9 protein-coding genes are annotated in these 15,124 nt (G+C 34.6%); 1 reads left to right on the top strand and 8 read right to left on the bottom strand.

Going from position 1 to position 15,124, the window contains the following annotated elements:
* Nucleotide 1: 1 nt before the first annotated feature.
* Entirely contained in the window at nucleotides 2-2,119 is a 2,118-nt protein-coding gene (locus tag ASD98_RS20005; RefSeq protein WP_056207901.1) for a TonB-dependent receptor domain-containing protein, read from the top strand.
* A gap of 100 nt (nucleotides 2,120-2,219) precedes the next feature.
* On the opposite strand, the gene ASD98_RS20000 is transcribed toward ASD98_RS20005, so the two are convergent.
* The 8 genes from ASD98_RS20000 to metH all read right to left on the bottom strand — a co-directional run bounded on the left by ASD98_RS20000 (nucleotide 2,220) and on the right by metH (nucleotide 14,889).
* Entirely contained in the window at nucleotides 2,220-3,362 is a 1,143-nt protein-coding gene (locus tag ASD98_RS20000) for a PepSY domain-containing protein (RefSeq protein ID WP_056207897.1), read from the bottom strand.
* 111 nt (nucleotides 3,363-3,473) lie between these two features.
* Nucleotides 3,474-4,703, bottom strand: a complete 1,230-nt coding sequence (locus ASD98_RS19995) for a DUF4374 domain-containing protein (protein ID WP_056207894.1) — start codon at nucleotides 4,701-4,703, stop codon at nucleotides 3,474-3,476.
* An 82-nt stretch (nucleotides 4,704-4,785) separates the two neighbouring features.
* On the bottom strand, nucleotides 4,786-7,140 hold the full coding sequence (locus tag ASD98_RS19990; protein WP_056207892.1) for a TonB-dependent receptor: 2,355 nt from the start codon (nucleotides 7,138-7,140) through the stop codon (nucleotides 4,786-4,788).
* A gap of 292 nt (nucleotides 7,141-7,432) precedes the next feature.
* Nucleotides 7,433-8,827 (bottom strand): pyridoxal-dependent decarboxylase, encoded by a 1,395-nt coding sequence (locus tag ASD98_RS19985; protein WP_056207890.1) that lies wholly within the window; start codon nucleotides 8,825-8,827, stop codon nucleotides 7,433-7,435.
* Nucleotides 8,828-8,942: 115 nt separating this feature from the next.
* The gene (locus ASD98_RS19980) at nucleotides 8,943-10,166 is read right to left on the bottom strand and encodes a dicarboxylate/amino acid:cation symporter (RefSeq protein ID WP_056207888.1); all 1,224 of its coding nucleotides are present in this window, start codon (nucleotides 10,164-10,166) and stop codon (nucleotides 8,943-8,945) included.
* Between the two features lie 142 nt (nucleotides 10,167-10,308).
* The gene (locus tag ASD98_RS19975) at nucleotides 10,309-10,962 is read right to left on the bottom strand and encodes a class I SAM-dependent methyltransferase (RefSeq protein WP_056207885.1); all 654 of its coding nucleotides are present in this window, start codon (nucleotides 10,960-10,962) and stop codon (nucleotides 10,309-10,311) included.
* A gap of 131 nt (nucleotides 10,963-11,093) precedes the next feature.
* Nucleotides 11,094-12,050, bottom strand: coding sequence for a methylenetetrahydrofolate reductase [NAD(P)H] (gene metF, locus ASD98_RS19970; RefSeq protein WP_056207881.1), 957 nt, complete (start codon nucleotides 12,048-12,050; stop codon nucleotides 11,094-11,096).
* 163 nt (nucleotides 12,051-12,213) lie between these two features.
* A complete protein-coding gene (gene metH, locus ASD98_RS19965; protein ID WP_082577901.1) occupies nucleotides 12,214-14,889 on the bottom strand; it encodes a methionine synthase in 2,676 nt (891 codons plus the stop codon).
* Between the last annotated feature and the right edge of the window lie 235 nt (nucleotides 14,890-15,124).

The raw sequence follows: 15,124 nt of genomic DNA, 5'->3' as shown, positions 1-15,124 counted from the left end.
CATGAAGAATATTATTACCTCAATTATGCTGGCATTTTCAGTGTACTCGTATTCACAAACGGAGCAGGAAAATGACAGCATAGTTGAAACATCAATTAATGTTTTAGATGAAATTGTAATTACAAAAAAGAAAGTTTTATATACTCAAAAATCGGATCGATTGGTTTTTAATGTTGAAAATAGTATTGTTTCTGAAGGCGGGACTGCATTGGATGTTTTATCACGTGCACCGGGCGTTGTGGTTTCGCAGGATGGGGATTTATCTATTCGCGGACAGCAGGGCGTTGCGGTGATGATTAATGGCAAACTGACTCAGCTTTCTCAAAAAGAATTGGCCAATTATTTAAAATCGACTACTTCTTCAAACATCAAACAAATAGAAGTTATTACCAATCCTTCATCTAAATATGATGCTGCAGGAAAAGCCGGAATTATCAATATCATTCTCAAAAAGCCAAGTACTTCAGGATTAAAAGGAACCGCTTTTACCAGTTTTGGAAGAGGCCGAAAAAACAGAACTAATTCTGGAGTTAATTTAAGTTATAACAAAAACAAATTGGGTGTTTACGGCAATTACAGTTATACTTTTAGAGGTGAGGAAGAACGCAAAGAATTTAACCAGACACAATATACAGATCAAAACCGCCAGCAGGTTTCGACCACAAATCATCAAACTTCAGTTACGGACGAGCCTTTAACTTCAAACAATTTTAAAATTGGTTCTCAATATGAAATTTCATCGAAAACCAATGTTGAAGCGTATGTTGATGCAAAAATTGGGCGCTATGAAAATATTGCAGATGGTACAAATACAATATTTAATGCAATGAACCAGCCTCATTTTGATGCTGTGACTTATAATGACAGTAAAGAGAAATGGTTTGATTATACATATGCTTTTTCGGGAGTTCACAAGTTCAATACAGAAGGAAAGAATATGTCATTTGATTTTGAATATGAAACTTCAAGATTTAGATCGAATCAGTTTCAAAGTGCAGACGATCTTTCAAACACAACTAATATAAACGATCGAAGAGGTTATATTCCATCCCAATTAAGAGTTTTTACAGGAAAGATAGATTTTACAAATCCATTAAAAGAAAAAAACTCTGTTGAATGGGGGTTTAAAGCCAGTTTAAAAAATAATGACAATCCATCTATTTATGAATATTTAAATAATGATGAATGGGTAATAGATGCCAATTCTACCAATCATTTTGAATATAAGGAACAGATTTATGCTGCTTATGCCAACTATAAATACCAAATTGATAATTTGAATATCCAGGGTGGTTTACGAACTGAATATACTGCAATTGATATTCTCCAAAAAACATTAAATGAAGAGCATAAGGATGATTATTTAAAATGGTTTCCGACTCTTTCTTTAAAGTATGAATTTACGAGCAGTCATTCTGTTCATGCTTCATACAGCAAAAGAATTAACAGACCGAGTCAATTCGATTTGAATCCGTTTCGTTTTTATGATGATTCATTCAATTATTCGCAGGGAAATCCAAACTTAGTTCCAGAAATTACACACGCGGCCGAAATTGGTTATGCATGGAAAAATGCTTTTATGGCTTCTTTATATTTCAACACCACAAAAGATGTTTTTACAGAAGTATATGTCTATAATCCGGATAATAACACGACCGTAACTTCTCAGATCAACGTTTCGAAGTCCTATAATTATGGTACAAACATTACACATACAGCCGAACTTGCTAAATATTGGTCAGTAAATACGCTTTTTAATGTTTTCGAAAATAGATTTATGGGAAATGTGCTTAATTCTTCTACAATTAACCCTATTGTAACATTGAATTTAAGCGTTCAAAATTCGTTTACAATTACAGAGAGTTTAAAAGCCGAAGCGAATGTACAATACCAATCGAAGTCAAATTTAGGTGTTTATGAAAGAGATGGATTTTTTGATTTAAGCATTGGGATTTCAAAACAGGTTTTGGCCGGAAAAGGAAACTTTAAATTAAACGTCACAGATGTTTTTAATACAAATAATTTTTACATCAACTCAGTTGTTGGACAAACGGCAATTAATAAACGATACGATTTGGATAATCGCATTGCTACATTAGCCTTTACATATAGAATTTAATTTCATTCCTTGAAACTTGTTTTTTTGTTTTTTATTTTTTTTTGAAAGAAAAGAGCCTGCTAATTTTTAGACAGGCTCTTTTTATTTTTGATGTAAAAGTTTAGCGTTTTTTTGTTTTCTTTCTTCCCCACCAAATATAAAAACCTGTTATGGGCAAAGTAGCACAGATTAGACTTGCCATAAAATAGAAAATTTTTGTTGAGATACCGCCGATAGCACCAACATGAAGACTATAATTGGTGCGCATTAACCAGTCTGAAAAAGGTTCATTACTGATATATTTTTGCGATTTCGGAATTAATTCTAATGTTGCCGAATCGAAATACAAATCTCTCCAAACTCCATTATGCATATCGGTACAAGCATAAAAATCATCCTTAGGCGCATCTGGAAAATTAATAATAATTGCTTCTTTATTTTCGACAGCAATTTCGGTACGCACTTTTTTCCAAATAAAATCTGCTGCGGTCAATTTATCTAACTGCTGTTTAGACAAAACATTTTCTTTGACAATTTGCTCTGTTTTGTTTTTATCTTTTTCTTCGCCGCCGGTAATCCAATAGATACTTTCACGAAGCCAGTGAAAACTCATCAATAAACCGGAAAAAGATATAACTACTGCGAGTGTTAAGGCATAAAAACCCATAACATTATGAAGATCATAATTTAAACGCTTAAATTTTGCTTTCCATTTTATTTTTAAACTGTTGTTTAAAGTGGTCTTGTTCCATTTTTTTGGAAACCAAAGAATGAGTCCGCTTATTAGCAAAAAGAAAAATATTAGTGTCGCCCAAACCGTTATTTGTGTACCAATTTCCTCATCTAACCACAAATGACGATGTCCTTCATCAATAATATGAAAAAAATCTTCATGATCTACCATTCCGGTAATTTGACCGTTATACGGATTCACATAAATCAATGAATCTGATTCAATATCAACTTTTACTGTTTTATCTAAGCCATTATACCATAAGCCGTGAATATCTTTTTCCGGTAAAGTTTTTTTAACCAAAGCATAAATCTTAGAAGGAGGTAAAATCTTATCAGCACTTTGCGCTTCGACATTTAACCAAGGCGAAGTCATTGCTTTTATTTCATGTTCAAAAACCAAAATACTGCCTGTAACTGCCATTATGAGAACAACAATTCCAGAAGCTAATCCAAGCCACAAATGCAGCCAGGCGTTTACTTTACTGAAGCGCGATTTCGGTTTTGTTTTTTTGGGATTGGTAACAGACATTTTTATTTTTATTGTATTTCACAGTTGTGAAATCGTTATTATAAAAAAACCATATAACCAATACTTGTAAGCATTGGCTATATGGCTATGTAGTAAAAAAGTTTTTTAGTATTATCTTGGAGACAGTTTTGTAATAGCCGAGATGTCGGTTCCACCTCCAGTTACTTTTGCTCCAGCAGTTGCAGCACCAGTTGCAATGTTGATTTTGTAAACACGAACTTCATCGTTAGTTACAAAAGCTTTATAAGCATTTCCATCTTCAACAAATAAACTTCCAACTCCAAAATAACTATCACCAGCATGTAGAGGTAATCCAGTAACAGGAGTTATAGTTTTAGATGGTAAATCTATAATTGCAGATTTAAACTTGTATGAAGAATGATTTAAGAACCCCCAAGATACAGTATCGTCAGTTGTAGGAATATAAACAACATATGCTTTTTCTCCTCCAAGAGGATAAGCAGCAACTACTTTTCCATTAAGAGAACTTGCTTGAATATCAAAGAAATAATTAGCATCAAACTCAGTTTGTCCTTTATTGATACGTAGAATTCCTGAATGTGCATCTGCTACAACATTATATCCAGAAGCTAAAGCGTTTGATGAAAAAGTATAAATATTTCCTGAATCTGTACGGATAATTCCAGTATTTGTATAATACATACCTACTGCAGTAGTACGAGGATCAGCAATTCTTTTTACAAAAGTCAATGATGGGTAATCGTAAATTCTTATGTAGGCTTTTTTCTGATCGATATCCCAGTCGTCACTTGCATCTCTGTCAAAAACAGAAACAAATACTTTATCTCCTACAACAGTTACACCTGTTGGAAAATCAAAACGTCCTGTTGTTGTAGCAAAACTATTAAATTTACGGCCTGTGATAGCTTGTTTTACCGGATCGTAGATAATTAATTCGTTATCTGTAGAACTTCCTTCCCAAGAAGCACCAACGATTAATAATTTATCGTCATCTGTTACACCATAAGCAAATTGCGACTCAATAAACACACGGTTTCCAGCAACTAATTGGCTTGCAGAATTTAAATAAAAAGGAGCTGCTCCTTCTACTTCAGTATCACAAGCAAACATAGTATTTGCGATTGGAATATAAGAACCACCTTGCTCAATTCCTTTTCCTGTCATATCAATAGTTCCAGACATTAACTGATCTAAAGAGTCAAAACTCCACATGTAGTTACTGTTCCATGTTGCAGTTTGATATCCTAAAACATATTTGCTTCCTTCTGTTGTATTTTCATCTGATGAATCATCACTGCTGCAAGAAAAAAGAGCAGCAGACATTAGCGTAACAGCTAATAAATTTTTAATTGTTTTCATTGTATTTGAGTTTTAATTAATTTTCTCTGTCTTAAAACAGAATTAAATATTGAGTTTATTACTAATTTTTATTTATAAAATATTACATGAAGAAGTATCTCAACTTAACTGTAAATGATCTTCCCGGCTTTTGTACATTATAATAATCATATAATTTAACGTCTGTAAGATCATGGCATTCTAAAGCAATATTATAACGTCCGTTTTTAAGGGTATAGGCTAAAGATGCCGAATAATAAAGCTGTTCTGGAATTTCTTTCTTATTCTGACTTCCTAATGACGGAGGATTTAAATAATAACTAGCAGAATAAGTTGTTCCTAAATTAAACGTTAGGAAATCGTCAGTAAATTTTAACTTTTTGAAATGGAAACCCAAATTACCATTACCATATAAAATTGGCTCATTTGGAACTTGTGTTTTATACAAATAATTAATCTGGTTTGTTCCCGGCAAAAGAGTATCATCCATGTTTAACTTTTTTTGATACGTTGCATTAGCATCAAAAGTGAACCATTCTTTATAACCGTAGTGAACAACACCGTCTACGCCTGTAACCTGAATATTCTTAAAGTTTCTGCTTTTACTTTTTGTAGCATCAGCAGGGTCAATTCCTGCTTGTATGAAATTATTTCCCTGACGATAGATAAAGCTTGTTTCTAACCCTAAAGAGTGTACGCCAAATGTCTTTTTGTAAGCAAAACCAAGATTGATATTGTCACTCACTTCTCTTTGTAAATCGGGATTTGCATTTACTCTATATCCTCCGTCTCCTAATAATTCAAGAGCCGATGGAAGTCTGTAAGCATGTTCGTAAGACAATTTTATTTGTAATTCTTCCGGGATGATAAAATAAGCTGCTGCAGTACCATATCCTATATCATTAAACATTGGTTTTGTGATACTTCCGTCTTGTTCTGTTATTTCACCTTTCATATCAAACATTTTAGTGAAAGCTGTAAAAGACAGCCTCTTTTCTAAAGCAGATAAATTATAAGAAAGACCTAAAACATTTTTATTTATAAATGGTTCGCTTGGAGTGTCTTTAGTACTATATTCATTATCTTCTCTACGCTTATAGTTTAAAAGAGTATAGTTAAAGGCCAAAGAGCTGTTCTCATTTAATTCATATCTAAGATTAGCATTACTTTGAAGCGATTTTATATCATACACCATTAAAGTTTTAACCGTATTAATTTCTCCACCGCTTTCATAACTTTTTATTGTGTAATTCCCTGACCAGTCATATCGTGCAGATGATGTATCTACAACTCTATCTTGAGAAATATTGTAAGATGCTGCTAAACTTGCTGTTAAACCTTTAGTAAATAAACCTGTCTTTTTATATTTTAAAGAGGGAACAAAATTCTGACTGTCTGTAAAAGCATCTCCAACAACTCTTAACATTGTCGTTCCTTGCTGAATTTCTTTTTTATTAGCACTTACAGTTGCTCCAAATAATAAATAATCTGCATATTTTTTATCTTTCACACCAACTTCTGCCATAATTGCAGCTTGTTTATATCCGTCATGAAAATGCTTAAGTTTTTGTTCCGGTCCGTATACTCCTGAAAAAGCATCTGGAATACGAGCATCAACTTTAAAACTGTTATCTGAATAATTACCGAAAGCTAAAATATTAGCCACTACACCTTTTTTACTTGTCAGCCTTGTATTGATTGATAATTTATGAGTATTAAAAGAACCATAACTGTAAGATGCATCAAGGAACCTATCAATACTTCTATTAGAAACAATATTAACAGCACCTCCTAATGCGTCTCCGCCAAGCTCAATTGGCACAACTCCTTTATATACATCAATTCTCTCAGCCATTGTTACTGGAATATTGTTTAATGTAAATGATGAACCATAATTATCCATCGGTATACCATCAAGAAAAAATTTGATCTGCTCTCCTGCAAAACCATTTACAGAAAACTTAAACTCAGATCCCATTCCGCCAGATTCACGTACACGTACTCCAGTAGTGGTATTTAATACCTGATTTAAATCAGCCGAAGTATTGTATAGCTGTTTCAAGTCAACCGTTGAAATATTAAAAGGTTGTTCTTTTACTCGTTGCACTTTAGACTTCCCTGTTACCTGAACTTCCTCTAAAGCCGCCATATCCTCTTCGATAGTAATCGTTGGAATTGTTTTAGACTGATCCAGATTTATTTTGGTTTGTTTTGATTTGTAACCAACGTAAGTAATTGATAAAGTATAATTACCTGGTGCGGCACTAATTTCAAATTCTCCTTTTTCGTTTGTTAGAGTTGAATAGGATGTTCCTTTTAATGCTACCGAAACACCTTCAGCAGGTTTTCCATTATCACCTAAAACGACACCACTTAAGTTTACTTTGCTATTTTGTGAAAAACCATGAAGTGAAGTGAAGAACATTAAAATCAGAATTAACAGTCTATTTATTTGCATTAGATAAATTGGTTTGAATTAAATTTGGCACAAAATTAACATCCAAAACGAGTCAAAACAAATTTATTTTTAATTATTCTAAATAAAAATAAAATTAACCATTAAAATAAAATATCAACAAAAAAATCCATTGATTCTTAAGATTTGATTAAGATTGAATTAGTTTTTTGTTAAATAAAGTTGAAAATAAGTTAAAATAACAATGTCTAAATACATTAAAAACCTTACAAAGTCTATAAAAAAAAGTCCTGCTTACCATAGTTAGCAGGACTTTGTAAAAAAAAATTTTTTTTTAGATAAGCAGTTTCATTTCTTCTAAAACTATATTAATATCTTCTTCTTTAGTTCGCCAATTTACAAATGAAGCCCGGATTCCTTTTTTGTTTTGATAAACAGTGGGCGTCATAAAAACAGTTCCTGTATCATTTAGTTTTGTTAAAAACTCTCCCACTTTATCTTGATTTTCATCTCCCTTTAAAGTAAAACAAACATTATTTAATCGAATTGGAGCCAGAAGTTCAAAGCTGCCATCTTCAATAAGAGCATTCCCAAAATGAAGCGCCAATGAAGTGCTTTTTTCGATAATATCACAAAAGCCTTCTTTTCCGTATGCTACTAAAGAAAACCAAACCGGCAGCGCTCTTAAACGGCGTGAATTTTCAGGAAGAACATTTAAATAATTAAAATTCTCCAGTGGGTCTCCTAAATATGGAGCGTTCGAATTCTGAAACGTTTCGATCTGCAGGTTTACATGTGCCTTTTTAATTAAATAAAAAGCACTTTCATAAGGCACATTGAGCCATTTATGACAATCAATTGTAATGCTGTCTGCATTTTCCCAGCCTTGAACATAACCTTTGTATTTCTCTGAAACGGCGGCAAAACCTCCAAAAGCAGCATCGATATGCCACCAGAAATTGTATTTTTCTTTTAGATTTGAAATCGCTTCAAAATCATCAAAATCTGCAGTATTTACGGTTCCTGCACTTGAAATCAATATAAAAGGTTTTCCATTTAATTCTTTTATTTTCAATTCTAAATCAGCAAGATCAATGGCTTCACGATTACCTTCGATTGTTTTAACCACTGTGTAATTCTGACTCCCGATTCCTAACATCGATAATGATTTTATGGAAGAAGAATGCGGCGTTGCAGTTAAAATATTTATGGTTTCTGAAATTCCGTTTTTAGCAAAATCTTTTCCAAATTGTTTTCCAAACCATTGTCTGGCAACTGCCAAAGAGGTAAAATTTGACATTGTTGCACCCGTTACAAATCCACCTAAAAAAGAGTCTGGAAGTTCTAATAATTGCAATAATAGATTGATGGTTTCAAATTCTATTAAGGCCGAATTCCCGCCCTGCGACGTTACCGATTGTGTGTTTTGATCGTAAACCGTTGCCAGCCAGTCACCAACAATAGAAGCCGGAGTAGATCCTCCGGTTACAAATCCCCAATAACGCGGTCCCGGAGACGAAACTAATAAAGGCGCTAATCTTTCCTTAAATTCTTTTAAAGCTTTTTCAGAACCTAAACCTAAATTGTTTAAATCTCGTTTGGGGTCAATTTTATTATTATTGGATGTTGGGATATTTTCAAGATTATTAAGAAAATCAATGCCTTGTCGTTTTGCTTTTTCTAAGATATTTTCTAAATCGTTTAGATCGTGTTGTAATATTGAATTCATATTTATATAGTATTTAACCTCAACTGTCAGGCTGAGCGAAGTCAAAGCCCTAACACAAGGTGAATGAAAGTAAATTTTAGAATTATTTTTAAGAATGGAAAACTTTATAATGAATCTACCACTTCGTTTTTTCTGAAAATCTCGAAACCATCATCGAACAAATTACATCCCCATTTGCATTTAGTAAAGTTGCAATTGGATCAACCAAAGTTCCCAAAATCATGGCAACCGGAAGTGCTTGTTCCATCGGAAAACCATAAACGGTAATAGCTAAGATTTCGCCAATATAACCTCCGTTTGGGATTCCGCCTTCTACAATTGACACAATAACAGTAATTCCCAAAGCCAAAAGAATGGTCATAGGATCTGTAAAATCTTTACCAAACATGGCAAAAAGAAAAGTAATTTTTAAGATGGAAGACATGCTGGAACCATCTTTATGCAAAGGCGCTCCAAGCGGAATTACCAAATTGCGAACATGAGACGGAATTCTCATTTTTTGTGCGGCATCCAGATTTGCCGGAATGGTTGCAATACTGCTGCAAGTTCCAACCGCTGTTAATGACGGCGTAATATTATTGCTCCAAAAAACTTTAAAGGCTCTTTTTCCGCCAGCGACAAGTGCGTATAAACTAAAAAACACAAAGAAATAGAAAACACAGGCTGCATAATAAACTGCCATAGGTTTCGCATAAACTCCAAACAACTGTGGTCCGAAAATACCAACCTGATAGGCAAAATACGCTCCCAAACCAATTGGTGCAAATTTCATTATGATGTTTAAAAGCTGTTTCATTACTTCGTTTCCTGAATCTAAAAAACTCTTGAAAGCATTTCCTTTTTCTCCAGATTGTAATGTTGCAAATCCTATTAAAAAAGAAAAAATAATCAACGCCAACATGCTTTTTCGAGACAATAATTCGAAGAAATCATTTGCAGTAAGCAGTTTGGCGATTTGATCTCCGGCTGATCCTGAGTCTACATTTTCAAACGGGATTTTTGTAATAGCAATATCCTGATGAATTGGAAAAAGATAAACGGCAAAAATCATAACAATGGCAGAAATAAGAATCGTAGCCAAGAAAACCAGAATCATAATGATAAAGAGTTTTCCTAGTTTTTCTGTTCTTTCCAAATTGGCAATTGAAGAACCAATTGTAAAAAATATAAGTGGTATAATAGCTGTAAAAAGCAAGTTCAGAAAAATATCACCAAGTGGTTTTATGATCAAAACATCTTCTCCAAACACTAATCCGAAAATACTTCCGATTATTATACCGCCAAGAAGCCATAAAATACTGCTGTAACTCTGCAAAAAATTGATTTTCTTAACTTCCATAATTAACGGATTATAATTCAGAAAGATTAATAATAAAGAATGAAAGTACTAAAAAAACTACGAGAATTAATTATTTTTTGCCACAGATTGGGATTAACGCAGATTAAAAAACCTTTAAATTTTTTAATCTGTGGCAAAAAAATTATTTTTCCAGAATAAAACTTGTAAAAGCCCTGTCGACCAATTCGCCTGTTTTGCTTTTTACTTTTTCTGTCTGCGATTCTGTGTAAATAATTTTAAAAGGCGTTTTCTTAATTAAATTTTGCGCCTTTTCAGTGCTGTATAGTTCAAACTCAAATTGCGTAAATGGAAGTTGCTTCATGAAATCTTCCTCAGCAAATGTTAAGCAGAAATTTCCATTTGGTTTTAGAACTCTGTAAATTTCTAAAAGTAATTTTTCTGGTTCCTGCCAGAAGTAAATAGTATTTACAGTAAATATTTTATCAAAATATTCGTCTTCAAACGGAAATTTATTTCCATCATAAAGTGAAAAGAAAGCCTGTTTTTGAGAGACAAAATTCCTGTTGATCTGGCGCGCTTCCTGAAACATCAGTTCCGACATTTCTAATCCGTAATATTTTAGGTTTTCTGCTTGTTCAAATAAAAACGCTACATGTCCCGCATTTCCGTGACCCAATTCTAAAATAGAATTTCCGGCTTTTATATTTAGATTTTGAATCGAATGGCGTGTCATATTGATGTTGGTTTCATGCATCATATTAGCCATTTCTATGCCTTTTTCTCCTGTTGGATGTTTTAGCTGAGAGGCGATTGCTTGTAATTCTTCCTTTTTCATAATACAAAAATTAAATTCCAATTAAAAAATTTCAAATTCCAAGCTTATTGTCATTGCGAGGAACGAAGCAACCGCACTAACAAAAGCACAAAAGATAAGCACCGTGAGATTGCTTCATTCCTCGCAAAGACCTAAAAAACCTGACTAGCAATCTGGCGAATATTCTCAGATTTCCCCATTGAATAATAATGTAAAAACGGAACTCCGGCAGCTTTTAATTCTAATGATTGCTGAATCGCCCATTCGATTCCGACTTGCTTGATTTCTGCATTGTTTTTGCATTTATCAACAGCATCGATTAAATCTTCCGGTAAATCTATTCTGAAAATCTGCGGCAGAACTTGTAAATGTCTTTGAACAGCAATGGGTTTAATTCCAGGGATAATTGGAATTGTAATACCCATTTCTCTTGCTTTAGCTACAAAGTTAAAATATTTCGAGTTGTCAAAAAACATTTGTGTTACCACATAATCTGCACCGGCATCTACTTTTTCTTTTAACCTTTTTAAATCTGATTGTAAAGATGGTGATTCTAAATGTTTTTCAGGATATCCCGCAACACCAATACAAAAGTCAGCCTTGTTGTCGATATCCATCACTTCATGCAGATACTTTCCACAGTTTAGGTCGTTAATTTGTCGTACTAAATCAATAGCATAATGATTTCCGCCAGCTTTAGGCACGAAAGACTGTTCGTCTTTCATGGCATCGCCACGCAGCGCCATAACGTTGTTGATTCCTAAATACTGACAATCGACCAGCATATATTCTGTTTCTTCTTGTGTAAATCCACCGCAAAGCAAATGCGGTACGGTATCAACATTGTATTTATGTTTTATAGAAGCGCAAATTCCTAGCGTTCCCGGACGCATACGAGTCAGTTTTTTATCTAAAAGGCCGTTGCCTTTGTCAATATAAATATACTCTTCGCGAGAAGTTGTTACGTCAATAAACGGCGGTTTAAACTCCATTAGCGGATCAATATTATCGTATAATTCATTAATACTTTTCCCTTTTTGAGGTGGAATAATTTCAAATGAGAATAATGTTTTTCCTTTGGCGTTTTCTATATGCTCTGTTACTTTCATTATTAGAGTTATGGGTTATGAGTTATGAATTTTGAGTTTTAGCTTGGTGTAAAAAATCTGAAATCAAAAAACGTAAATCAATCTTTTAGTTTAAAGTCTGAATGTCAAAAGTCGAAAGTCACATTCTTTGAGACTTTATGACTTTCAACTTTAAGACTAATTTTTAATCTGCTATATTAGGGTTTAACCATTTCATGGCGTAATCTGTTGGTACGTTGCGTCGTTTGGCATAATCTACTACCTGATCTTCTTTTATTTTTCCGAGTCCGAAATACCTGCTTTTTGGGTTTCCAAAATAATAACCGGAAACTGATGAAGCCGGCCACATCGCCATACTTTCTGTCAAAGTCACTCCAATTTCTTCGGCAACATTTAAAAGTTTCCAAATCGTTGGTTTCTCCAGGTGATCGGGACATGCCGGATATCCTGGCGCCGGACGAATTCCTTTATAATTTTCTTTAATCAATTCTTCGTTGGTTAAAGATTCTTCTTTATCATAACCCCAGAAATCTTTACGAACTCTTTCGTGAAGATATTCGGCGAAAGCCTCAGCAAAACGATCCGCAAGCGCTTTCACCATAATCGAATTATAATCGTCTAAATTCTTTTCATATTCCGCTGCCCATTCATCTACACCAAAACCAGTTGTTACACAAAATGCGCCCATATAATCCGTTACGCCACTTTCTTTTGGAAGAATAAAATCAGCTAAAGCGATATTTGGAGCACCTTTTGTTTTTTGTGACTGCTGACGAAGTGTTAAGAATTTCTCCAGAACTTTTCCGTTTTCATCACGCAATTCGATATCGTCATCATCGACCTGATTTGCAGGGAAAATTCCATAAATACCTTTTGCTTTTAGTTTTTTCTCGGCCAAAATTACTTTAAGCATTGCCTGAGCATCAGCAAAAAGAGAAGTTGCTTCTTTACCCACAACCTCATCCGTTAAAATCGCAGGATATTTTCCGTGCAATTCCCAGGTTTGAAAAAATGGCGTCCAGTCGATATACGGAACTAAAACATCTAAATCAACCTCAACGATTTGTTTGCCAATAAACTTTGGTTTAGTTGGAGTATATTCAGACCAATCCAACGGTAATTTGTTTTTACGGGCATCTTCAATCGTCAGGAAGTTTTTATCTCGTGAACGATTTAAAAACGTTTCTCTAAACGAATCGTATTCTGCACGAATATCGCTTGCATATATTTTTCGGTTATGATCTAATAGATTTCCTGCAACGGTAACGGCGCGCGAAGCATCGTTTACGTGAATAACAGTTTCTCTATATTGAGGTGCAATTTTCACGGCAGTATGCGCGCGCGAAGTCGTTGCTCCACCAATCATAATTGGGATTTTAATTCCTTGTTTGTCTAGTTCTTTTGCCAAATACACCATTTCGTCAAGTGAAGGTGTGATCAGTCCGCTTAAACCGATAATGTCTACATTGTGTTCAATGGCCGCCGCAATAATTTTTTCCGGAGGCACCATAACACCAAGATCTACAATCTCGTAATTGTTACACGCCAAAACCACCGAAACGATGTTTTTACCAATATCATGAACGTCGCCTTTTACGGTTGCCATCAATATTTTTCCGTTTCCTTGTTTGTCTCCGGCTTGTTTGCTGGCTTCAATATAAGGCAATAAATAAGCAACTGCTTTTTTCATTACACGTGCCGATTTTACTACCTGAGGCAGGAACATTTTTCCGCTTCCGAATAAATCTCCAACGACATTCATTCCTGTCATCAAATTGATTTCGATAACTTCGATTGGTTTTGTTGCCGCCAAACGTGCTTCTTCAACATCTTCTTCAATAAAAGCATCAACTCCTTTTACTAACGAATGCGTAATACGCTCCTGAACCGTTCCTAAACGCCATTCCTGAATCGCTTTTTCGTCACTTTTTACTTCGCCTTTTACGTTTTCAGCAAAATCCAAAAGTCGCTCTGTCGCATCGTCGCGTCTATTTAAAATTACGTCTTCAACGTGTTCTAATAAGTCTTTCGGAATATCATCGTAAATCGAAAGCATCTCCGGATTCACAATTCCCATCGTCATTCCGTTCTGAATCGCGTGATATAAAAACACCGAGTGCATCGCTTCACGAACCGTATCATTTCCTCTAAAAGAAAACGAAACGTTACTCACTCCACCGCTGATATGCGCATGAGGCAGGTTTTCGCGAACCCATTTTGTACCTCTGAAAAAGTCCAAAGCATTCAAGCGATGTTCTTCCATTCCCGTTGCAACGGGAAAAATATTTAAATCGAAAATAATATCCTGCGGAGGAAAACCAACTTTATTAACCAAAATATCATACGAACGCTGGCAAATCTCTACTCGTCGGTCAAAATTATCCGCCTGACCTACTTCGTCAAAAGCCATGATAATGGCCGCCGCCCCGTAACGTTTAATTAATCTAGCATGATGAATAAAAGCTTCTTCTCCTTCTTTCAACGAAATCGAGTTTACAACACTTTTTCCTTGTACTACTTTAAGACCTGCTTCGATGATTTCCCATTTCGAACTATCGATCATAATCGGCACTCTCGAAATATCCGGTTCTGATGCAATTAAATTCAGGAATTTTGTCATTGCCTGAACACCATCAAGCATTCCTTCATCCATATTTATATCGATGATCTGTGCTCCACCTTCTACCTGCTGTCTTGCAATATCAAGCGCCTCGTCATATTTCTCTTCCTTGATCAAGCGAAGGAATTTTCGTGAACCTGTTACATTCGTACGTTCCCCAACGTTTACAAAAACACTTTCGGGCGTAATAATCAATGGTTCTAATCCTGCTAATACAAGGTCTCTTCTTTTTTCTGCCATTTTCTTTTTAAGTTACTAAGATTCTAAGATGATTAGATTCTAAGTTTTTTTATTCTCTATTTCTATTCCTGCAAGGTTTTCAAAACCTTGTAGGTATTCTTGTTTATTATTTTGGGCGTGTCCCTCCGGGTCGGGCTATCCGTTCCTAGTCCTCGCTCTTCCTTCGTCAGGCTGTGGGCTATCCACTTCTATCCCTCACGCGAACTCGGTTTCAAAAGACGATTTATAAAACTTT

The organism is Flavobacterium sp. Root186, from assembly GCF_001428525.1.
Lineage (GTDB): Bacteria > Bacteroidota > Bacteroidia > Flavobacteriales > Flavobacteriaceae > Flavobacterium.
Note: the sequence above shows the minus strand (reverse complement) of the source record. Positions and strands in the feature narration are given on the sequence as shown.